At 39.1% G+C, this 23,474-nt stretch carries 20 protein-coding genes; 3 read left to right on the top strand and 17 right to left on the bottom strand.

The window, feature by feature from the left end:
• Positions 1 to 64 precede the first annotated feature (64 nt).
• A complete protein-coding gene (locus T498_RS0103560; protein ID WP_028234735.1) occupies positions 65 to 328 on the top strand; it encodes a hypothetical protein in 264 nt (87 codons plus the stop codon).
• Between the two features lie 35 nt (positions 329 to 363).
• Here the strand turns inward: T498_RS0103560 and T498_RS0103555 are convergent, their stop codons facing one another.
• The 15 genes from T498_RS0103555 to T498_RS0103485 form a co-directional block, all read right to left on the bottom strand.
• Positions 364 to 1,965 carry a GGDEF domain-containing protein gene (locus tag T498_RS0103555; protein WP_028234734.1) on the bottom strand — a complete coding sequence of 534 codons (1,602 nt, stop codon included), beginning with the start codon at positions 1,963 to 1,965 and terminating at the stop codon, positions 364 to 366.
• Between the two features lie 111 nt (positions 1,966 to 2,076).
• Complete coding sequence (locus T498_RS0103550) at positions 2,077 to 2,733, bottom strand: alpha/beta fold hydrolase (protein WP_028234733.1); 657 nt, start codon at positions 2,731 to 2,733, stop codon at positions 2,077 to 2,079.
• 33 nt (positions 2,734 to 2,766) lie between these two features.
• Complete coding sequence (dapB, locus tag T498_RS0103545; protein WP_028234732.1) at positions 2,767 to 3,528, bottom strand: 4-hydroxy-tetrahydrodipicolinate reductase; 762 nt, start codon at positions 3,526 to 3,528, stop codon at positions 2,767 to 2,769.
• A 72-nt stretch (positions 3,529 to 3,600) separates the two neighbouring features.
• A complete protein-coding gene (locus T498_RS0103540) occupies positions 3,601 to 4,080 on the bottom strand; it encodes a cob(I)yrinic acid a,c-diamide adenosyltransferase (RefSeq protein ID WP_028234731.1) in 480 nt (159 codons plus the stop codon).
• A 7-nt stretch (positions 4,081 to 4,087) separates the two neighbouring features.
• Positions 4,088 to 5,920 carry a translational GTPase TypA gene (typA, locus tag T498_RS0103535; protein WP_028234730.1) on the bottom strand — a complete coding sequence of 611 codons (1,833 nt, stop codon included), beginning with the start codon at positions 5,918 to 5,920 and terminating at the stop codon, positions 4,088 to 4,090.
• A gap of 271 nt (positions 5,921 to 6,191) precedes the next feature.
• Positions 6,192 to 7,481, bottom strand: coding sequence for a serine--tRNA ligase (serS, locus tag T498_RS0103530; protein ID WP_028234729.1), 1,290 nt, complete (start codon positions 7,479 to 7,481; stop codon positions 6,192 to 6,194).
• 21 nt (positions 7,482 to 7,502) lie between these two features.
• On the bottom strand, positions 7,503 to 9,791 hold the full coding sequence (locus T498_RS0103525) for a protein translocase subunit SecDF (protein ID WP_028234728.1): 2,289 nt from the start codon (positions 9,789 to 9,791) through the stop codon (positions 7,503 to 7,505).
• Positions 9,792 to 9,809: 18 nt separating this feature from the next.
• On the bottom strand, positions 9,810 to 11,183 hold the full coding sequence (scfB, locus tag T498_RS0103520; protein ID WP_028234727.1) for a thioether cross-link-forming SCIFF peptide maturase: 1,374 nt from the start codon (positions 11,181 to 11,183) through the stop codon (positions 9,810 to 9,812).
• Between the two features lie 99 nt (positions 11,184 to 11,282).
• Positions 11,283 to 11,426 carry a six-cysteine ranthipeptide SCIFF gene (gene scfA / locus T498_RS14730; RefSeq protein ID WP_033151787.1) on the bottom strand — a complete coding sequence of 48 codons (144 nt, stop codon included), beginning with the start codon at positions 11,424 to 11,426 and terminating at the stop codon, positions 11,283 to 11,285.
• Positions 11,427 to 11,533: 107 nt separating this feature from the next.
• On the bottom strand, positions 11,534 to 12,700 hold the full coding sequence (locus T498_RS0103510) for an FKBP-type peptidyl-prolyl cis-trans isomerase (RefSeq protein ID WP_028234726.1): 1,167 nt from the start codon (positions 12,698 to 12,700) through the stop codon (positions 11,534 to 11,536).
• Between the two features lie 108 nt (positions 12,701 to 12,808).
• The gene (gene malQ, locus T498_RS0103505; protein WP_028234725.1) at positions 12,809 to 14,308 is read right to left on the bottom strand and encodes a 4-alpha-glucanotransferase; all 1,500 of its coding nucleotides are present in this window, start codon (positions 14,306 to 14,308) and stop codon (positions 12,809 to 12,811) included.
• Positions 14,309 to 14,318: 10 nt separating this feature from the next.
• Entirely contained in the window at positions 14,319 to 15,161 is an 843-nt protein-coding gene (locus T498_RS0103500; protein WP_028234724.1) for a carbohydrate ABC transporter permease, read from the bottom strand.
• On the bottom strand, positions 15,161 to 16,012 hold the full coding sequence (locus T498_RS0103495; RefSeq protein ID WP_028234723.1) for a carbohydrate ABC transporter permease: 852 nt from the start codon (positions 16,010 to 16,012) through the stop codon (positions 15,161 to 15,163). The genes T498_RS0103500 and T498_RS0103495 overlap by 1 nt, the downstream gene beginning before the upstream one ends.
• 80 nt (positions 16,013 to 16,092) lie before the next feature.
• On the bottom strand, positions 16,093 to 17,379 hold the full coding sequence (locus T498_RS0103490; RefSeq protein ID WP_028234722.1) for an ABC transporter substrate-binding protein: 1,287 nt from the start codon (positions 17,377 to 17,379) through the stop codon (positions 16,093 to 16,095).
• Positions 17,380 to 17,459: 80 nt separating this feature from the next.
• On the bottom strand, positions 17,460 to 18,464 hold the full coding sequence (locus tag T498_RS0103485; protein ID WP_028234721.1) for a LacI family DNA-binding transcriptional regulator: 1,005 nt from the start codon (positions 18,462 to 18,464) through the stop codon (positions 17,460 to 17,462).
• 215 nt (positions 18,465 to 18,679) lie between these two features.
• Between T498_RS0103485 and T498_RS0103480 the strand changes: the two genes are divergently transcribed.
• A complete protein-coding gene (locus T498_RS0103480; RefSeq protein ID WP_242839202.1) occupies positions 18,680 to 18,970 on the top strand; it encodes a DUF1016 N-terminal domain-containing protein in 291 nt (96 codons plus the stop codon).
• Here the strand turns inward: T498_RS0103480 and T498_RS0103475 are convergent.
• Complete coding sequence (locus T498_RS0103475) at positions 18,960 to 19,337, bottom strand: SdpI family protein (RefSeq protein ID WP_028234719.1); 378 nt, start codon at positions 19,335 to 19,337, stop codon at positions 18,960 to 18,962. The genes T498_RS0103480 and T498_RS0103475 overlap by 11 nt on opposite strands.
• 556 nt (positions 19,338 to 19,893) lie before the next feature.
• Between T498_RS0103475 and T498_RS0103470 the strand changes: the two genes are divergently transcribed.
• Positions 19,894 to 21,411 carry a DUF5722 domain-containing protein gene (locus T498_RS0103470; RefSeq protein WP_028234718.1) on the top strand — a complete coding sequence of 506 codons (1,518 nt, stop codon included), beginning with the start codon at positions 19,894 to 19,896 and terminating at the stop codon, positions 21,409 to 21,411.
• Positions 21,412 to 21,465: 54 nt separating this feature from the next.
• Here T498_RS0103470 and T498_RS0103465 read toward each other — a convergent pair whose 3' ends face one another.
• Positions 21,466 to 22,983 (bottom strand): flotillin family protein, encoded by a 1,518-nt coding sequence (locus tag T498_RS0103465; protein WP_036977733.1) that lies wholly within the window; start codon positions 22,981 to 22,983, stop codon positions 21,466 to 21,468.
• Positions 22,984 to 23,474: the final 491 nt, after the last annotated feature.

The following is a 23,474-nucleotide window of genomic DNA, read 5'->3' as shown; positions in this document are numbered from 1 at the left end:
AAATATTAATTTTATTTTATCATTCTTTAGTGACAAAGTCTTTCAGTTTCTTTAAAATAGACATATGATTGAACGAAAAAGACTATTACCAATTGGATATTACAAAAAAGCTCCTTCTTTCACCGGGAGCGACGGAAATAAGTGTTTTAAAATTGAAAAGTATCAGGAAGAGGGCGCCGAGGAACCTTTATTTAAAGCTTCTCTTTGGAAGGGCCCATTTAGTTCTGAGAACACTCCTGATGATCAGAAGCTGATTATGACTGCGCCATTCACTGAGGAGGGAATGGATACCATCGTTGAGTGGATGAATAATACCGATGTACATTAAAAAATGAGCTAGCACTTGCTAGCTCATCTTTATTTTTAAGATGTTTTGCTTAAACGTTTATTTTCATACATACATGCGTCTGCACGTTTTACCAGCGAGCGGAAATCGCCATCTACTTTTGAATCGTAGCAGGCATCACCAATGGCAACACCAATATTATATTCATGGCCACCTTCCAAATCTGCCGTATGAATCTTTGTAAGGAACATCTTTCTAAGGCGCTCGATATTCACCTGATTGCTTTCCTGTATAATGCAGCAGAATTCGTCTCCACCTGTTCTATAGCAATTGCCGTACTTTCCATATACATCATTGAAAACATCGGCCACTAATGTAATATACTCATCGCCGGCTTCATGTCCAAATGTATCATTGCAATATTTCAATCCATTTGCATCAGCAACAACAGCGATTACTCCGTCTAAGCTATCTGCTGATTTTGCATGACTTTCAAAGGCATTTCGATTAAGAAGACCTGTCATGCTATCTGTAAGAGCAAAGATTTCAAGCTGCTTAGCTCTTTTTCCCTTCTCAATAACTTCATTGGCTTCCTTTATCATATCCCATGCTATCAAGAAGATGAAAATCAAGAATACATAACGACCAGTTCTATCGGCATCACCCTTTTTAGTGTAGTATTGAACAACATCTACAATTATAGTCATCATAAATAAGCTCAAACCGATAGCACATATTTCTAGACGTCTAGAGTACTTCTTCATGACAATCTGGCCAATCACACCAGCCACCATATAAAGCGAAGCAATAATAAGCATAACCTGCATTATTATAAGTGTCTCTCTGAACTCTGCAATCTTCATAAAGTGCAGTGTCGTGAGCACTACAAACTGAACTAGTGATGCCCAGATTATATATTTTTTAACATGACTACAATTAATACTAAGATAACTGTCAAAAAACTGTATAAACGGTGGAATAACAAGCATCAAACATAAGTAAGGAACGATTGAATCCACAATTTTATTACTTGATAATAACAATGTAACATCTGTCTCGTTCAAAGACCATATTCCACAAAATAGAGAGAAACATGCTAAATGCAATAATTCTTTTGTAAGCTTTTGCTTTTCATGCATTAGATAATAATAAACAAAAAGCAATATACTCATGATGACAATGAGTAAGCTGACTATAAACCTAGGCATGGATGCAATCATAACTTCGTCGTACATTTGATATGCACTGCCTATGAAAAATTCTGGAACCTGATTATCAACTATTCCATAAATAGGCTTGATAATTACAGCAATCTGAATCATTCTTTCGTTAACCGGTATGAAGTTCCAATTTGAACCAGTGGTTGAAGTAAAAGCTCCTCCTGTTTTATTAAATGAATATATTTCTCTGCCTGCATTGTAGACAGTAACAATCTGATGTGATGTATAAAACTTAATTCCCGTATAATGATAATCGTAATCCCTTAAATCAAGGAAATACTCTCTTGAACCATCCTCTAAGTTGGCACAGCCAAATGGTTCGATAGATTCTGTCAGCGAAACTGCTGCTGTTTCTCTAGTACTGAAATAACACAATACTAAAAACAATACTGCAGCAACTATAATAACAATATTCACTTTGGCTACTACTGGTAACCTATTACTCTGATTCTGTGTCATAGTCTCCTCTATTCGCTAAATGACGACCGTTACATATGAACAGCATTTTACATCTATTCACAAATTTATAACAATTCTATCACGTGAGAGACACAAAAACAAGCATTTCTTTCACCCCAAAAAGCCTCTAATGTAGCGGTATAGCTTATCTGTTCCTACTATATAGCTAAAATGATTCTCCCCTTCAAGAATCAATAGCTTGGCTTCTCTAATATTAGCTGCAATTTTTTTTGTTTCTTTTTCCTTAATGCAATCATCATCACCAGCTATTATTAGGGCTGGAACTGAAATGGCCTGTAAATCGCTTGGTGTTATATCCGGCTCAACTAACATCATAAGAGTTTTTGGGTCATTAGTCTTTTTATACTCTTTTTTCATTTCCCTTAAATCTCTATGATGAATACCTGCTGGATTAAGATTTGCTCCACAGCACACAATTCCAGATAACAAGTCGCTAGCCTTTATTGCCACAAGAAGAGCAATTATCCCTCCATCAGAAAATCCCACCAGATATGGCTTTTCAATATCTAATGCATTTATCAAATTGATTACATCATTTGCCATATCAGCATAGTGGTACTCTTTTGGTGTAGCGCTTTCTCCATAGCCTCTGGAATCCATTGCATAAACAGTATGCTCTCTGCTCATTGTTTCAGCCAGCTCATCAAAAGTGTGATGATCGCCTTTATTTCCATGTATAAGAATAACCGGCGCCCCCTCGCCGGTCTTTTCATAACATATTATTTGTGAATTGAGCTGAATATACATAAGTTTCCCTCTCCGTATCTACAGGATTTGCAATTATTTATCTGCAATTACCTGCTTCATATCATATAAGCCTGCTGGCTTTCCTGCTAAATATTTTGCTGCCTCTACTGCGCCCTTTGCAAAAACACTCTTTGAATATGCTGTGTGCTTGATTGTAATAACTTCATCAAGTCCCGCAAAAATAACCTCGTGCTCACCAACAATATTTCCACCACGAACAGCTGAAATACCGATTTCATTTGTTGGTCTCTTTTCTCTTCTGTCTGCACGTCCATAGCAGTATTCATATTTCTCATCTAAGGCATCATTACATGCATCTGCAAGAGCGAGCGCTGTTCCACTAGGAGCATCAAGTTTTTGATTGTGATGCTTTTCTACTATTTCAATATCAAATCCTGCATCTGCAAAAACCTGAGTAGCCTTCTTGCATAAATCAAATAATGTGTTGATACCAAGTGACATGTTAGCAGATCTAAGCACTGCAACATTCTTACTAGCTGTATCTACGTGGGCAATCATATCGTCTGACAAACCTGTTGTACATAATACAACTGGCTTATTGTTTTTCTCGCAAAAGTCAAGAAGCCCATCAACAGCTGCAGCATTTGAAAAATCGATGATTACGTCAAAATCAACATTTACATCTTCTATTGTATCAAATACTGGATAGTCATTAGCGACATCTTTGAATTTATCGACACCTGCTACTATCTCGATATCACTATCTGCCTTACACAAATCAGTAATAACTCTTCCCATGTGGCCGTTACAGCCGTGCATAACTGCTTTTGTCATTTGATTCACCTCTTATTTTCGTATTTGTACATAGTTTATAGAAATTTAAATTAAAAAACAATAGCCAGAGAATTATTTCTCTGGCTTGATGTTTAATACATTATCTGCAATTTCAAATATTCCTGGTGTAATGTTTAGACCAGTAAGGATTACGCTAGTATTAATAGCACGTCCCTCAATTGCTTCTTTTATATCTTCTTCTGAAACTATTCCCTCATCCACAACTCCGAGGATTTCATCAAGAACAAGCAGGTCGCACTCTCCTGTGCCTAATACCTTTTTAGCATAGTTAAGCCCATTAAGGATATTGATTTTCTCCTCCTGCTTTTGCTCTTCTGTAAGACTCTCAAAACCATCCTTTGAACGTTCAAATCTGAAAAGCTTGATTTCAGGCTCAAGCTTTTCAAAATACTCTGAACTAGCCTCTGATTTAAGAAACTGGATGATTGTAGTCTTCATTCCCTCGGATGCGAGACGAACGGCATTACCAAGTGCTGCTGCGGATTTACCTTGTCCACTTCCGTAGTATACTTGTATTGTTCCCTTTTCCATGATTGTCCTACTTTCTGATACTAGCTCTCTTTCTCATGAGAGGATCAAGAATTCTCTTTCTGATTCGAAGAGACTCTGGTGTTACTTCCAAAAGCTCATCTACATCAATGAAATCTAATGCCTGCTCAAGGCTAAGTACTCTAGGTGGAACAAGTGTAAGCGCTTCATCAGCAGATGATGAACGAGTATTTGTAAGATGCTTCTTCTTACATACGTTAAGCTCGATATCTTCTGCACGTGAGCTCTGTCCGATAACCATTCCTGAGTAAACCTTCTCGCCTGGTCCGATGAACAGTGTTCCACGCTCCTGAGCTGAGAATAAACCATAAGTAACTGACTCACCAGTTTCAAATGCAATAAGAGAACCCTGCTTACGATAAGCTATATCTCCCTTGTATGGCTCATATCCCTCGAAAATAGTATTGATAATACCATTTCCCTTAGTATCTGTCATAAATTCTCCACGGTAACCAATAAGGCCACGTGCTGGAATCTTAAACTCTATACGAGTGTATCCACCTGTAATAGGTGTCATATTCTGAAGCTCACCTTTTCTCTGAGAAAGCTTTTCAATAACTGCTCCAGTAAACTCGTCTGGAACGTCAACGTATGCTCTCTCCATTGGCTCGAGCTTTCTGCCCTTTTCATCTGTATGATAAAGGACCTCGGCCTTTGATACAGCAAACTCAAATCCCTCACGTCTCATGTTCTCAATAAGAACTGAAAGGTGAAGCTCACCACGACCAGAAACCTTAAGTGAATCTGGTGAATCTGTATCCTCAACACGAAGTGAAACATCAGTGTTGAGCTCCTTCATAAGACGCTCGCGGATGTGACGTGATGTTACATACTTTCCTTCCTGACCAGCAAGTGGGCTATCATTTACAATGAAGTTCATTGAAATAGTAGGCTCAGAAATCTTCTGGAAAGGAATTGGATTTGGTGCATCAGGTGCACAAATTGTATCTCCGATGTGGATATCTGCAATACCTGAAATAGCTACGATTGAACCAATCTGTGCTTCATCAACATCTACTTTATTAAGTCCGTCATACTCAAATAACTTTGAAATACGAACCTTATTATTCTTTTCAGGATCATGTGCGTTAACAACAACTGCATCCTGGTTAACCTTGATAGAACCATTTTCTACCTTACCGATACCGATACGTCCAACGTATTCGTTGTAATCGATTGTTGAAATAAGTACCTGTGTTGGAGCCTCTGGATCACCCTGTGGTGCAGGGATGTAATCAAGGATTGTCTCGAAGAGCGCTGTCATATCCTTATGCTCTTCATTAAGGTCTCTGATTGCAAAACCTTCCTTGGCACTTGCATAGATAAATGGGCAATCAAGCTGCTCATCTGATGCATCAAGATCCATGAATAACTCTAATACTTCATCGATAACCTCGTCTGGACGAGCCTCTGGTCTATCGATTTTGTTGATACAAACGATAACTGGTAAATCAAGATCAAGCGCCTTCATAAGAACGAACTTTGTCTGAGGCATTGCACCCTCAAAGGCATCTACTACAAGTACAACACCGTTTACCATCTTAAGTACACGCTCAACCTCACCACCGAAATCGGCATGGCCTGGTGTATCAATAATGTTAATCTTTGTATTCTTATAGTATACTGCTGTGTTCTTAGAAAGAATTGTGATACCACGCTCACGCTCAATATCATTTGAGTCCATGACACGCTCTGCCACTTCCTGATTCTCTCTAAATACACCTGACTGCTTTAAAAGCTCATCTACAAGTGTAGTTTTACCATGATCTACGTGTGCGATAATGGCAATGTTTCTAATATCTTCTCTACTCTGTACTGACATATACTTCTCTTTTCTTAATTCTTACAATAAACTACATTGCAAAAACCCCAAAAATGCAAGTAGCAACCAAGTGTTCCGTGCTCCCGTAGGGCACCCTCCGCACTCTCGCGTGGGAACCCTCCCGCCGGCGTAGGTCCTTCCCACGCTCGGCACGGCAGCCCCTACTCGCGCTTGCCATAACTTAGATGCTACTTGCTCATTTACATTTTGTACTACTTCTATCCCGGCATAATATATTCAAATTATTATTTTGTCAATAGAAGATATTATTCTATTTTACGGGAATAAGGACTTCCTTGCCACCCATATATGGCTGGAGAGCCTTAGGGATAGCTACGCTACCGTCTTCGCGTAAGTTGTTCTCCAAGAATGCGATAAGCATACGTGGTGGAGCAACAACTGTGTTGTTAAGTGTGTGTGCGAAGTACTTGCTGCCGTCTTCACCCTTAACACGAATCTTAAGACGACGAGCCTGAGCATCGCCAAGGTTAGAGCAGCTACCAACTTCGAAGTACTTCTTCTGACGTGGTGACCATGCCTCAACGTCGCAAGATTTAACCTTAAGATCTGCTAAATCTCCTGAGCAGCACTCAAGTGTACGTACAGGAATATCTAAGCTGCGGAATAAATCAACTGTGTTGTTCCAAAGAACATCGTAGTATTTCTTTGAATCCTCTGGCTTACAAACAACAATCATTTCCTGCTTCTCGAACTGGTGGATACGGTAAACACCACGCTCTTCGATACCGTGGGCACCCTTTTCCTTACGGAAGCATGGGCTGTAGCTTGTAAGTGTATATGGAAGGTTTGCTTCATCGTTAAGTGTATCGATGAACTTACCAATCATTGAGTGCTCTGATGTACCGATAAGGTAAAGGTCTTCACCCTCGATTTTGTACATCATGGCATCCATTTCTTCGAATGACATAACACCAGTAACTACGTTTGAACGAATCATGAAAGGTGGGATGCAATATGTAAATCCTCTATCAATCATGAAATCACGTGCGTATGAGATAACTGCTGAATGAAGTCTAGCAATATCTCCCATTAAATAGTAGAAACCATTTCCTGCAACCTTACCAGCAGCATCCATATCGATACCGTTGAATCTTTCCATGATATCTGTGTGATATGGAATCTCAAAATCAGGAACAACTGGCTCACCAAACTTCTCAATTTCAACGTTGCATGAATCATCTGGACCAATTGGAACTGAAGGATCGATGATGTTAGGAATCTTCATCATGATTTCCTCAACCTTATCAGCAAGCTCCTTCTCAACTGGCTCTAAATCCTTAATCTTCTGCTTAAGCTCAGCAACTTCTTTCTTAGCTGCCTCAGCTTCTTCCTTCTTTCCCTGACCCATAAGAGCACCAATCTGCTTTGAAGCCTTATTCATTTCAGCACGCATATCATCAGCTTCCTGCTGAGTAGCACGTCTCTTGTCGTCGAGCTCGATTACTTCGTCAACAAGACCTAACTTATGCTCCTGGAATTTCTTTTTAATGTTTTCTTTTACTGCGTCTGGGTTCTCACGTAAAAACTTAATGTCAATCATTTCTTATCTCCTAATCTTAGCTTAGTTCTTCTTTGCCAAATTAACTTTGAATATGTACCAAAGCTGTGTAGCAATAAAGATTGATGAATATGTACCTGCAATTACACCAGCAAGAAGTGGTAATGCGAACTCTCTGATAGATGAAACACCTAAGATGAGAAGCATAAGTACCATGATTGCTGTAGTAATTGATGTTGAAATACTACGTGACAATGTCTGAGCTAATGAACTGTTGCAAAGCTCAGCAAGGTTCTCAGCATTTTCTGTTCTGATTGCCTTGTGGTTTTCTCTGATACGGTCAAATACAACGATTGTATCGTTAACAGAGTAACCGATAACTGTAAGCATACAAGCAATAAATGCTGATCCAACAGAGATACGTGCAATTGCATAAAGAGCAAGAACAACGAGTACGTCGTGGATAAGAGCAATGATTGCAGATGATGCAAATCTGATGTCCTTAAATCTAAACCAAATGTATACAAGCATGCAAAGTACTGCAACTAATACGGCTATTAATGACTGGCTACGCATCTCTCCTGAGATTGTAGAACCAATACTCTGAGAAGTGATTGATTTCTCTTCTACTGCATACTTATTCTCAAACATTGTGTTAAGTGATGAACGCTCATCAAGTGTAAGTGTACGAGTCTTGAAGATTGCCTGGTTGCTTCCATCAACTGTTGTTGTCTGAATGCTTCCCTCTGAAAGGCCAAGAGTTGAAGCTATATCTGGTACAACTTTTGCATCCAAATCATCAAGTGAATATGTCTCGTTGAAATCAACTGTTGTTGAAGTACCACCTAAGAACTCAAGTGAATAGTTAAGTCCCTGGCCACTAGATACCTTGCGAACTCCCATTGTAACAAAGCCAGCCGCGATAATCACAACTGAAATTGTAATGAAGATAGCCTTCTTTGAAACAAAGTTGAACTTTGTAGGTTCCTTAGCCTTTCCATAAGCCTTAGGCGAACGAACGCCAAGTGCATAGAATGAATTGATAAGGATACGAGTAATAACAAGTGCTGTAAACATTGATAAAACAACACCGAGTGCAAGTGTGATTGCAAATCCCTTTACAGAACCAGAACCTAATACTCCAAGAACTGCTGCTGCAATAAGTGTTGTGATATTACCATCTAAAATAGCTGAAAGAGCTTTTGAGAAACCAGTCTCAATTGCTGAAATAACAGGACGTCCTGCTTTGATTTCCTCACGGATACGAGCGAAGCAGATAACATTAGCATCTACCGCCATACCGATTGAAAGAATCATACCTGCGATACCAGGAAGTGTAAGTGTAATGTCGAAGCCCTTGAGGATGCTGATTAACATCGCTGTATAAAGAGCAAGTGCAAGTGAAGCAACAACACCTGGAACTAAATACATACCCATCAGAAATAACATTACGAGTACAAGACCAACGCCTGCTGCGATAAGTGATGTACGAAGTGCATCAGAACCAAGCTGAGCACCAACCACCTGAGACTCTAATTCCTGAAGCTCTATATCAAGGCCACCGATTCGTATATACGAAGCAAGCTTCTGAGCTTCTTCATATGAATCCATTCCTTCGATTACGCAGCTACCATTTGTAATAGGCTCATTAACTCGTGGAACTGAAACGAACTTGCCGTCGTAGTAAATAGCAATTGTATCGCCTGTAAGTGCGGCTGCTGTTGTAGCTGTTGAGAATGCCTCTGCTCCATCATCATCAAATGTAAGCTGAACTACATACTCTGTAGCTTTTGTAGTCTGATTATCCTGTGTGCCTGCCTGTGCACTCTTTACATTAGTACCTGTAGCAATAACTGAGCCATTGTCGATAAGTGTCTGAATGTCGTAGTTAAGAGTACCATCGATGTTGCCCTCTGCATCAGTACCATTGATTGTGTAATTGGTATTACCCTCTAAATCATGCTGTGATATGAAGTAGAGTGTACCTGGTGTACCAAGCTCTTCCAAAAGAGCATTTGCATCTGAAACACCTGGAATTTCAACTGTGATACGCTTATCGCCTACACGATAAACATTAGCTTCTGTTGTTGAGCTTTCCTCACCCAAATCATTTTCAATACGCTGCTGGAGCTTTAGGATTGTATCTTCCATCTGCTCATCTGTTGGTGTATCTCCAACTGCCTCGTATGTGATGCTGACACCACCATCTAAGTCAAGACCTAGCTTAAGGCTGTCATCATTCTTTTTAATTGTGCCTGTTAGTACATTTGCTGAGTAGTAACCAAGTATTCCTAGAATCACTACAAACGCAATCAGCCAGGCAATCCCCTGTCCCTTTTTTAAACGTTTCATGTTTATTCTCCTTATTATTTAATTTGCTATAGCACTCTCATGTACTTTAAGAGCGATAGCGCATTCAATACGCTTCTTCTGCAACTCGCATCCAACATGATAGTTACCTAAGATGCTGCCTGTAAAATTGTAGGCATTAGCTGCACAACCACCACTGCAGTAGAATCTAGCGAAACAATTCTTACATTCTTCTTTTGCATAAACATTGCAGTGTTTGAACTCATTGACAACGTCCTTTTTCTTAACCCCAGACCAAACGTCGCCTAAGCAAAAATCTGTGTTTCCAACAAACTGATGGCATGGATATAATTCTCCAGTAGGAGTAACCGCCATATATTCAGTACCTGAACCACAGCCAGACAATCTCTTGTATACACAAGGACCACCTTCCAAATCAATCATGAAGTGGAAGAAATTGAAATCTTCATCTGTTCCCTGTCTACGCATCATTTCTGCTGCAAGATTATCATATTCTTCAAAGAGCTTTGGTAAATCTTCCTCTCGGATAGCATAATCATCTGTCTCCTGTGCAACAACAGGCTCAACTGATATCTGCTTAAAGCCCTCATTAGCTAAATGTAAAACATCCTTAGAGAAGTCTAAGTTGTTTCTTGTAAATGTACCTCTGATATAGTACTTATCCTGATTTCTTGAATCTGCAAGCTTTTTGAACTTTGGCATAACAATTTCATAGCTTGGTGCACCTTTTCTGAATGGGCGCATCATGTTATGAATCTCTGGACGACCATCGCAGCTTAATACTACATTGCCCATTTCTTTATTTGCAAATTCCTGTATCTCGTCGTTCAAAAGAACTCCGTTTGTAGTAAGTGTGAATCGGAAGTTTTTGTTGTGTTCCTTTTCAAGGGAACGACCGTAAGCAACCAAATCCTTTACCACCTGCCAGTTCATAAGTGGCTCGCCACCAAAGAAATCTACCTCGAGATTTCTTCTGCTTCCTGAGTTAGCTACAAGGAAATCAAGTGCTTGCTTACCAACTTCGTAGCTCATAAGCTCACGCTTACCTGTGTGATACTCACCTTCTTCTGCGAAGCAATATTTACATGCCAAATTACAATCGTGTGTTATATGTAAACAAAGAGCCTTTACCACTGTAGGGCGAGCTGTAAAATCAACTATATGTGGCTCGTAGTTATCTTCTGTAAATAATGAACCTTCTTCAATTAGCTTTTTGATTTCTAATCTGATTTCTTCGATTTCTTTTTCAGAAACCTCTGGATGTTTCTCCTTCATTGAGGCAACAGCTGCCTCTTCTCCCTGCTCCTGCCAGAAAGCAAGAAAATCGTATGTGATTTCATCCACTACATGGATTGCACCACTGTTTATATCTATGACAACATTGTAACCGTTGTTTTTAAACTGATGTATCAATTAAAAATAGTCCTTTCATAAACGCACAATAGACCGTTCCTCTTTTATTGAATAGAGAGGACCGGCCTGGTGGTTAAATATTAAATAAATGATGTAAAATTAGTTCTTGTGCTCACAACTCTGGTTTCCAACTGTGCAAGATGTCTTACAAGCTGACTGGCATGATGTCTGGCACTCACCACATCCGCCTTCTTTAACTGTGTTCTGTAATCTCTTTGTGTTAAGTGTCTTGATGTGTTCCATTTGTTTTCTCCTTTTATTATATTAAGTCCTAATGGCAACTTTACCATTTAGACCCAAAAAACTAGTGTAAATTATACTACAGCTACCAAAAAATATAAAGCTTTTTCCTATTCAGCATCTGAGTCTGTAAAATTAACTACTGCATTTTCTACACAGAAGTCTGTTGCCTTTTCAGTAAGATATGCCAGCTTAAAGTATCTTTCTCCGCCATATCCATCAACTGAAAATGCTGTATAGAATGAATCTAAATCTGAATATCCCATCTGTGTATAGATAGGAGTAATAAATTCATTATATCCGTCTTCATCAACTTCTAATCCCTCTGCCTTTGCAATGGCCTCAAGAATCATTTCTGTTTCTGTTGATTCCTTAACACTCTCTGTCAACTGTGAAACGATTTCATCGTAATCATATCCCATAGACTCAGCGTAGTCCTTCATTGTTGTACCATAAGACTGATACTGAAGATCCTGTGTGTATAAAATCAAATCAACACGAGCCTGAAGTAATTCTTCTGGGATTTCTGAAACTGTAGAATTGTTGATTATTGAATTAAGTACTGCAGTCTCTTTATCGTTAGCAAGGTTATCCTCAAGAGTCTTTGTGTACTGCTCCTTTAGATAAGCAAGGTATTCCTTTACTGTATCATAGCCAAAGTTTTCAGAAACGATTTCGTCTGTCAAATCAGACTTTGATGTAATGGCCTTTGCAATGTAGTTTACCTGGAATGTAAATGTAACTGTCTGGCCGGCTAAATCCTCGTTCTGATACTCCTCTGGGAATGTTACCTCGTAAGCCACTTCCTCGCCAACACTGTGGCCTACAAGACCAGCTGTAAATCCTTCAATATAGCCTGACATAGAACCAGCGCTACAATTGTTTGCAACATCTATCATTTGGTCCTCTGCAGAGCCTCCGTTAAAGGCCACACCATCCTGTGAACCTACGTAATCAACATTGACAATAGAATCCTCTTTGATTTCTGTCTGAGTGCTATCTTCTACAAATAATGCCTCACTATTGATTGTGCTTTGAACATATTCATCAAAGCCCTCATCAGTATATTCATAATTTCCATCAAGAGTTACTTCTATTCCTTTGTAATCTCCTAATGTTACGTAATCATCTACATTGTATTCAATCTCTGTTTGAGTTGTTGTTGCTTCCTTTTCAGATTTCTTCTTTTCATCTGAATCTTTATTATCTTTTCCACATGCTATAAGAGAGATAGCCATAGTGGCCATAAGTGTCATTGCTATTAATTTATTTTTCATGCCTTATCCTCCATGTCAAATCGAATCTCGGTCAAGTTTACCACACAAAGTAGTAGAAATCAAAAAATCCATGTGATAAACATTAACGTCTAACACATGGATTTTATATTACTTTAATTCTTTGGAAAAAGCACAACGTTCGTACATAACACTTAGATTATATATCTTTTTTGCCAGTTTGGAAGTATTTTCACCTTCCAACAATCTCCACTGCCAATTGCCACTCTTTGTTCCAGGCACATTTATGCGATTGTTCTTTCCAAGTCCCAAATAGTCTTGCATTTGAGCCACGAAAAGATCTGCAACAGAGCTCATTCCGCCTCTAATCATCCCCCAGTTGAATCTTTCAAACAATGAGATTCCCATGTATTTTTTAGCGTAATTGCTATCTTGCTTTTTAGCATCTTTGTACCATTCCATAATAGGTGCATTGTCATGAGTGCCCGTATAGCATACGCAATTTTTATCATAGGAATGAGGCTGGTAATTATTTGGTTCGCCTGAGTCAAAGGCAAATCCAAGTACCTTCATGCCAGGCCATTTACTATCTTTAAGAAGCTGCACAACGGTAGGCGATGGCTCCCCCAAATCTTCAGCAATAAACTGGGTATCAGAAAATTCTTTAGACAAAAGTCCTACCAAATCCATGCCTGGGCCTTTTTTCCACTTTCCATTCTTTGCAGTGTCATCTCCTGCTGGAACTGCCCAGTATTCATCAAAGCCTCTAAAATGATCTATTCTTAAAACATCATAAAGCTTTACTGCCCCTGCAATTCTTCGGATCCACCAATTGTAGTTATCTGCTTTCATAGCTTTCCAATTGTAGCATGGATTTCCCCAAAGCTGTCCATCTGCGCTGAAATAATCAGGCGGAACACCTGCAACCTCTACTGGATAGTTTTCTTCATCCAAGCTGAAAAACTCTGGCTCTGCCCATACATCACAGGAATCCAATGCCACATAAATCGGCAAATCACCTATGATTTCAACACCAATGCCATTTATATATTTTTTCAGTTTATCCCACTGTTTAAAGAACAGATATTGAATAAAGATAAAGAACTCAATATCATCCGAAAGCTCTTTTGTGTATCTTTCTACTGCAGATTTCTCATGCATTCTAATATCTTCTTCTGGCCACTCTTGCCAGCTGCGCTGGTCGAAATGCTTTTTAAGTGACATAAAGAGGGCATAATTTTCTACCCAGGGATTATCATTTTTAAAGCTATTCACCTCATCTATCATATCCTTGTAGCCACGCTCTTTGGCCTTGCGAAGAACTTTAAAGCGACTAATGTAAATCTGGCCATAATCAACATAGCGAGGATTTGTTCCCCAATTCTCCGCTTCTATCTCAGCTTTTGTCAAAAGTCCATCTTCCTTTAGCATATCAAGGTCAATGAAGTAAGGATTTCCTGCATTAGTTGAAAAGCTTTGATATGGGCTATCACCATAGCTCGTTGGCCCTAGTGGTAATACTTGCCAATATTTCTGTCCCGATTCCTTTAGGAAATCTGCAAATTCATATGCTGCCTTACCAAATGTTCCTATTCCATAAGGTGATGGTAATGATGATACAGGAAGTAAAATCCCACTGCTTCTTTTCATATGTTTTCTCCTATCCCTTTACTGCTCCTGCAATAACGCCCTTAATAATATATTTCTGTAGGCAAATGTACATTATTATAATTGGTAAAACTGTCATCATAATACATGCCATCATTGGTCCCATTTCAACATGTCCGTAGCTTCCTCTGAAGTACTGGATAAGAATTGGGACTGTCATATATTTCTTTCTGTCTAATACTAAGTATGGAAGTAAATAATCGTTCCATAGCCACATAGTTTCGAGAATTGCCACTGAAATAAGTGTTGGCTTAAGTATTGGTAGTACGATCTGGAAGAATGTCTGTATAGGATTACAGCCATCTATCATTGCTGCCTCTTCAATTTCCAGAGGAATAGACTTCATAAATCCTGTGAACATAAATACAGCCAAGCCTGCGCCAAATCCCAAGTAAATAATGCAGATATTAAATGGAGTATCTAAATCCATTCTGTCAGCTGTTGATGACAGTGTAAACATAAGCATCTGAAAAGGTACTACCATTGAAAATACAAATAAAGCATAACACACTTTTGGGAAAATTCCGCGAACACGTGTAATATACCAGGCACACATGGATGTACAAATCAGGATTAACACAACAGAAGAAAGTGTTATTACTAAACTGTAGCCAAATGCTGCTGCAAATCCCTTAGATGATAATGCATTAGTATAGTTTGCTAAGCCCACAAAGCTTTTTGCATCCGGAATCTGAAATACCGATGTTGTACTTATAAATGCTTCGCCCTTGAGGGAGTTGATTAAAATCATAAATACAGGATAAACCCAAACCACCGCAAGTACACAAAGTATGATAAAGACAATTATTCTTGCCACATTTTCTTTTGTTTTCATTATTGCTGTACCTCCTTTGATTTAGTAAATTTCAACTGAATCATGGAGATAATAATTACCATAATACAGAATATAACCGCTTTAGCCTGTCCATATCCTTTCCACTGAGGTCCTGAACGACTGTAGAAGGTATTATAAATATTAAGTGCTAACATTTCTGATGCATGAGCTGGCTCACCGCCTGTCAATGCAAGGTTCTGATCAAACAACTTAAATCCGTTTGTGATAGTTAGGAAACTACAGATTGTTATTGATGGCATAACATTTGGGATTTTAATCTTGAACAATATCTGTCCTGTTGTAGCGCCATCTATCTTAGCTGCCTCAATATAATCATCTGGAATAGACTGAAGACCAGCTATATATATAATCATCATGTAACCAATCTGCTGCCAGCACATAAGAATGGTCAAACCTATAAAACCATAGGTTGGATTAAGTGCTAGTAGCGGTTTTTCTAATGATGCCAATACGCAATTTAATAAGATTTGCCAAATATATCCCAAAACAATACCACCTACAAGGTTTGGCATAAAGAATACTGTTCTGAAGATATTTGAGCCCTTAATTTTATTTGTAAGAGCTAACGCTATCGTAAATGCGATAACATTTATAAGCACTGTTGAAACCACAGTGAAAAGCGCTGTGAACCAGAAAGAATGCCAAAATTCGCCATCTCCTAGCGCATACGCATAATTATCAATTCCATTAAATGTTGCTTTTTTAATTGTTGTAAATCTACAAAATGATAAATAAAGCCCCTGAACAAATGGATATATAAATCCAACACAGAATGCTGCAAGAGTAGGCAGCACAAATACAGGCCAATACTTTCTAATTGCTTTTTCCATAATGTCCCTTTCAAAATTCAAGGAGGGCTTTATTTGCCCTCCTTATTTAGAAGAATAAAAAAGAAGAAAAACTATTATCACTAATGTGCTGCTGCATATTCTGATGACCAACCATCAACAAATGCTTTCACAACATCATCCCATGATCCTGTGCCTGCAGCGTATGATGTAAGTGCTGAGCCAACACCATTTTTCCATTCCTCTGAAGGCATTGTTGTAAAGTTCCAAGAAACTGGTACCTTACCAGCATCTGTATATGCTTTGTCATTAAGAACAAATAAATTTGTTGTTTCAGCTGCATTCTTAAATGGGATAACACCAATCTGATCTGAAAGCATTGCTGTTCCTTCATCAGATGTTACCATCCATGTTAAGAAGTCGATTGTAGCTTGAATATCTTCCTCTGAAGCATCAGAGTTTACACACCAGTAATTCTCTGTACCTGTGCAAAGTCCCTGCTTAGCCTCATCGCCTGCGCCAATGTAAATTGGAATCATTGCAAGCTGATCATCTGTCATGCCCTTCTCTGTCAATGGCTTATATTCCCACGAACCATTCTGGAAGAACACAGCCTGACCATTTGCAAATTCATTCTCAGCATCGTCACCTGTCTTACCAGCTAAATCCCCTGGTGCACATGTTGCATTGTTGATGTATAAATCCCAAATTGCCTTGTAGTTATCTAAGTACTTTCCTTCAATTGCATCTGTTGAGTTGATGCCTTTGTCCTGATACTCAAAATAGATTGGAAGGTTTGCAAGGTGTGTCTTAAATCTCCAGTCAGATGAACCGTCCATTCCTGCTGATGTAAATGCTGAAAATCCAAGTTCATCAGAACGTGCTGTAATATCCTCAGCAACCTTCTTTAAATCATCAAAACTTGCAATATCATCTAAAGTGTAACCGGCTTTTTCTAATAACTCAGTGTTTACGATAAGTCCATAAGATTCGATTACATAGCCAATTCCTGCAACTGCATCCCCGTCATACAATGCATATGAATCGCTTGTAAGTTCATTATAAAGAGATGAATCTTTCAAGTCGTAACAATAGTCTTTCCAGTTTTCAAGACCTACAGGTCCATTTACCTGGAATAATGTAGGAGCTTCATCCTTAATAATCTCAGAGGATAATGTCTCTTCGTATGTACCGGACGCCGCTGTAATTACTGTAACTGGTACACCTGTCTCCTCTGTGTACTTAGCAGCTATCTCCTGCCAAGCCTCATCAGCCTCTGGTTTAAAATTGAGATAATAAACCTGGCCTCCCTCATTTGCGTCCCCAGAATTTGACGAACCACATGCTGCAAATGCAGCTGTCGACATTAAAGCTATTAACCCCAATGCCAATACTCTCTTCATCTTCATTTCTTACACTCTCCTTTGTGCATAACATTATATTTGCTTCAACACAAGGATTCTTACATCCTTATGTAAAAACCAGGTAATTATTTAAGTGTCTCCCCTTTTCTAAGACTAGTCTTTAGAATGATATGTTTATTTGTCTTATTCTCTTGAATAATATCTATCAAAAGCTTTCCAGCTTCTTTTCCTATTTTTTCCATTGGCTGGCACAATGTAGAAAGCTCCGGATTCATATACTCTGATGCTTCGATTCCATCAATAGCGATAACTGCCATATCATCAGGAACCTTTTTATTAGCCTCCTTCAGCGCCTTCATTGCTCCCATAGCCATGTTGTCGGATATTGCAAACAGGGCTGTGCACTCATGCTCCTTCTTCAGCCATTTCTTCATTTCCTGATACGCATTTGCGATATTATAGCTATTAACTTCGATGATCAAATCCTCATCTACCTCTAAGCCAAAATCCTTAAGAGCCCTTTCATAACCAGAAAATCTCAGCTGACTGATAGAGCCATCGTCTATTGTAGACAACAAAACTGCTATCTTTCTGTGTCCCAACTTAAACAGTTTTTCCACAGCCTCATAAGCCGTCTGTTTATCATCTATACAAACACTTGAATAATCTTTATCATCAAGGTTTCCATATTCATTACTAAATGTGCAGCAAACATAAGGCACATTGATATTTTTCATCTGTTCTTTTGTGTAATCTAACTTACCACCAAGGAAGACGAGGCCTAGCAGACGCTTATCACGCTCCATTCTGGCAGCCGTCATTATTTCATCATCACCTGCTCCAATCTGCTGAAGCACCATTGTATATCCTGCATCTTCAATACATCTACCAATGGCAGTGATAATATCTGTATAGAATGGATTGGACATACCTCTCACAACCACTCCAATATTATCTGTTGATGTCTTTCCTAATTCTCTTGCATTTGTGTTTGGAATGTAATTATATTCCGCCACAACCTGCATTACCTTTTCTTTTGCTGTTTCACTTACATCCGGGTGATCATTTAATACTCTAGAAACTGTACTAACGCTCACCCCTGCAAGACGAGCTATATCTTTTATTGTCATAATATCCCCTTTTTGGAACCGTTACTGGGAACGTTTCCAGTAACTAAGTAGAATCATAGCTTATCCCCCCCATTTTCGTCAACATCCCTTCCCCCTTTTCTCTTTTTGCCACAAAATTTTCACAAAAATTTCGTGCATATTTTCTTTGGTCACTCACAGTCCCCCGAAAGGGAACCCTACTAGGAACCACTATTATTTATTTGATTTGTGAGACAGTGTCTCACAAATTTGAAATTCCACCTGAAATCTTGATAAGCAGACTTTCTTTTTCACATATAAGGGAAATTATACAAATAGAAGATTCTTTTGAAAGATTCTTTTATGAATTAGAATGCATAAAGGGAACATGGACTGTTAGAGAATTGCGAAGGCAGATACCTACTAACCTGTATGTTAGAGCTGGTATAAGTAAGAAGCCAGAGTTACTCCTCGAAAAACTTGCAGAAAATGATATTGAAACAGCCTTATCAATAAAAGATCCATTTACATTTGAATTTATCTTCTGATACCATTTTCATCAAAGGTTTTCTTAAGAGCTCTTTCCACAAACACAATTGAACCCAATATAGCCACAAACTGTATTCCTTCAACAATAAGTGTCATATATCCAATTGCATTTTCACTCGAATGTGAAAAAGGTATCTGAATAATAATTGTCGGAATTAATAACAGCAATCCGAGTTTAAGCCACAACTTACCGCAATAATCATGTGCAAACTTCCATGTATCCATATTTTTTCTGGACATAGTTGTTCTGTATCCAATAATTCCATTAATCTCTTTGGGCGGATATTTGGACATAAAGAATCCACATATCAACATGACAATCGGAATTAATAAGTTACAGATAAACATCATAATATAAAACCACATATTTATTCTCCTTTGCCCCCAAAAGCCCGATTTGTTAATTTAACTGTCTTCAATTATACAGAACCCTCTTCCATCAATGAACACACAATTCAAAAATTGGTAACAAAAAAAATTTCACAGGCTGTACTTGCTGAATAAATAGGTATAACCATCTATAATTATTGCTCTTAGTTATACCTTTTTAGATTCAATATAATGTTCCATAGCTCACTAAATGGTATAACTTTCCATAATATCACTCGCTAGTTATACCTTTTTGACTTCAATATAGTGTCTCATTGCCCACAAAAAGGTATAACCCGCCATAAATTCCCACTCTGGTTATACCTTTTTGACTTCATATTAATCCCTCATAAATTATAAAAGGTATAACCACCTCCCATATCAGCCCAAGATTATACCTTCACAGAAAAAAGCATTCTTTAGCTATAAGGATGTCCTTAGTCTATGATGACTGCGAATGGTAACAAATTATCCCACGATATTTCACATAATTTTAATGCTTTGGGTATATATTAAGGTTTGTACCGTTTTTTACTCGAAAGGAGCAATGAACATGAAAAAGTTAACTAAGAGAATATTTAGCATTGTCTTCGCATTGATTATAATTGCGACGGCTAGTGCAACGTCATCCTCAGTTGCAGAAGCAAAGTCTTCTACATCTGTGACAATTGGTAGTGTAGTTATACAGGGGTCAGATGTAATTGTTACAGCTAGTGGTTCTGCTGCATCAGAGGATGGGCAGTATCATCTAATAGCGTCAGATGCAAATCAAACAGCTCCAAGCGGAGTGGATGTAGCTCAGGCTGCAGGCACTGCTACATTTTCAGTTCCTCTTGCTAAGGGCACTGCTAATTCAATGCTTTTCAAAAAATTTACTGTATGTGTTATAAGTGGTGGAGCTTTAACTCCTGTTTCTAATTCTATGTACATTACAAATCCAGAAGGTTGTGCATCTGCTGCACCAGCTCGTATGGATTTTGGTAAGAAGGGAATTCTTCCTGCACTTGAGAAGAATATTGCAGACTTAAATCAGCCTGCAGATTTAGGTGTAAAACAGGTTAATCTTAACATTCCTTTATCTGTAATAAGCAATCCTGGCAAGCTTGCAGGATACGATTATTCTGTAAGAAAATACAATTCAATGGGTATGCAAGTAAACGTTATCGTACTTGCAGATGTTAATTCTGGCGGATATATCAATCCTTATGCCGCTGACGGCCTGGGTGCGCATAATTATTATGGATTAAATGCCCACACAACTGAAGGTGTAAACGCTCTTGCTGAAGCTGCTTCATTCCTTGGCAGACACTATGCTGGTGGAGCAAATGGACAGGTTGATAACTTTATCATCGGTAATGAAGTTAATGCATGGTGGCTTTGGAACTATATGAATTGTGGTTCTAATGATGTATTCATGAATGAATACGCTAACGCTTTTAGAATCATGTACAACGGAATTAAATCAGAAAATGCAACTGCTAATGTGTACTGCTGTATTGATCATCAGTGGGCACGTGCTGAAGCATCATACTATATCTCAGGAAAAGAATTTGTAACTAAGTTTAACAACATTATGAAAAGTCAGGGTAATGTAGACTGGAGACTTGCTGTGCATCCTTACAATGCACCTTTGTATGCTCCAAATGCATGGGCTACAGGTGGTGGCGTATCACACAATCAGAGTTCAGCTTATGTTACTATGGCAAACATTGACGTGCTGACAGACTTTATGTGTTCAGCAGATATGCTTTCACCAACTGGTGCTGTACGAACAGTTAAGTGTTCAGAAGTTGGCTACACAAGTGCAAACGGAGAAAACCTCCAAGCTGCATCTTTAGTATACGCATACCTCGTGGCTGAAAATAATCGTTACATCGATGGCCTTGTTATTTCTCGTGAGATGGATCACGTCGGAGACATTGCTCAAGGCATGGTTTCTGGCCTTTGCAACACTGATGCCTCTCACAAAATGGGCTACGACTTCTACAAAAATGCCGCAGACCCAGGCTACATTGCGCAGGCTAGCGCAGCTGCAGGCGTAGACTTACAGTCACTTATTACACCTCGCTAATTTCCACATAAAATATGCCCCTAGGAAATTTCCTAGGGGCAATTTATTTATTGTTTAGTTTTCAGCGTCAGTTGTTGTAACTGCTACATCTGCGCCTGTGATATTAACATTCTTGTTAACCTTAGCGTCGTATGTATTAGCCTTCATGATTTCAGCAAGGTCAACACCTGTTGCTTCGCTCATTGTGTCAAAAACCTGCTTAAGTACTACTGGCATGTTGCCAGAGATTTTAGCTGCTCCGCCTTCGCCAGAGTCACCTGTCTCGTAGATGTTAATCTTGTCGATGGCTGCAAGTGGCTTAGCAATTTCAGCTGCGATTTCAGGCATTACCTTAATCATCATTTCTGCCATAGCAGCGCCGTTGTACTTACGGTAAGCTTCGGCTTTCTTTTCCATTGCCTCAGCTTCAGCAAGACCCTTTGCCTTGATTGCCTCGGCCTCAGCCTTACCTCTTGCTGCGATACCAGCTGCCTCTGCATCATACTTAGCCTTGATACCAGCTGCTTCCTGCTCTGCTGCATACTTCTGAGCCTCAGCCTGAGCCTTTCTAGCATCAGCCTCACGCTCCTGCTCGTACTTAGCAGCCTCAGCCTTCTTCTGTCTCTGAATGAGTTCTGCCTCAGCCTTCTTTTCAGCCTGATATTTTTCAGCATCTGCCTGCTTCTCAATCTGAGCTGCAAGTTCCTGCTGCTTAACAACTACTTCCTTCTGCTTCAGTTCTGCCTCACGCTCTGCCTTAGCGATCTGCGCATTTACAGTAGCAGCCTCGATTGTCTTCTGCTGTTCCTGCTGCTGGATTGAATAGGCTGCATCGGCAACAGCGTTTGCTGTATCAGCCTGCTGCTTTAACTCTGCCTGCTTGATAGCAAGTGCATTGTTCTTTTCAGCGATTTCTGTCTGTGCTGTAACTCTTGCATCATTTGCAGCCTTATCAGCTTCTGCCTGGGCAATAGCTACGTCTCTATCAGCCTGAGCCTTTGCAATAGCTGCATCCTTTTTAATCTTAGCAGTGTTATCCATACCAAGATCATTGATAAGTCCATTCTCATCAGTTACATTCTGAATATTGCAAGAAAGAATCTCGATACCGAGCTTGCTCATATCGCGAGAAGCCTTTTCCATAACCTGATCAGAGAAGCTATCTCTATCAGTGTTAATCACCTTAAGAGAAAGAGTACCGATAATTTCACGCATGTTACCCTGTAAAGAATCCTGCAAATCCTGTGTAATCTGCTCTGGATTCTTGTTAAGGAAGTTCTTTGCTGCAAGCTGGATAGCTGCTGGGTCAGTACCGATTCTAACCTTTGCAACAGCATCTACATTTACGTTGATGAAATCATTTGTAGGAACTGACTGCTCTGTCTTGATATCTACAGTCATCTGTCCTAAATACAACTTATCAACACGCTCAAAGAACGGAATCTTAACACCAGCTCTACCAACTAAAATACGTGGGTTCTTTCTAAGACCTGAAATGATATATGCTCTATCAGGTGGTGCCTTCACATAACCTGCAATAATTATCATAATTACTACAAGAATGAGGGCAATAATAGGAATTAATGAAGTCATAAAATTTCCTCCCTTTATAAAAAAAATAACATAACTATTCTCCGCATTCTGCAATGCTTTGAACAGTTATGTTATACCACACAATAAGTAGTATGTAAATACTTTATCGCACATTTATGATTACCACTCATGGTTATTTCTTGTCCCGTCCACGCCCATGCTACAGCCCACTCTGCACACACGCGCATTGCAAGAATATTGTGTTTTTCTAATGGGCCATTTATGCATTTTTATTTACATGTGTCTTTTGCAGGCCTGTACAATTTTGAAAAAAGTTTTTTGTGGCGGACACACAGCATATTATAATTTGTACTTCTTAGACTGAAGGGGACTTGGTTGATTTTGGAGCGCGCTTAGTAACATAAAAGCAGGTTTTGCAATATATAGGTATGCGCTGCCATGGACGGCAGCGCAAGTGGTCACTTAAAACACGATGTTGAATGTGCCACGGTACCTAGATATGCAAAACCTGCTTTGTCATGTTACTTAGC

The sequence above is a fragment of the Pseudobutyrivibrio sp. MD2005 genome (assembly GCF_000621865.1).
Classification (GTDB): Bacteria; Bacillota; Clostridia; order Lachnospirales; family Lachnospiraceae; genus Pseudobutyrivibrio.
This window is presented reverse-complemented; position numbering and strand designations above follow the sequence as displayed.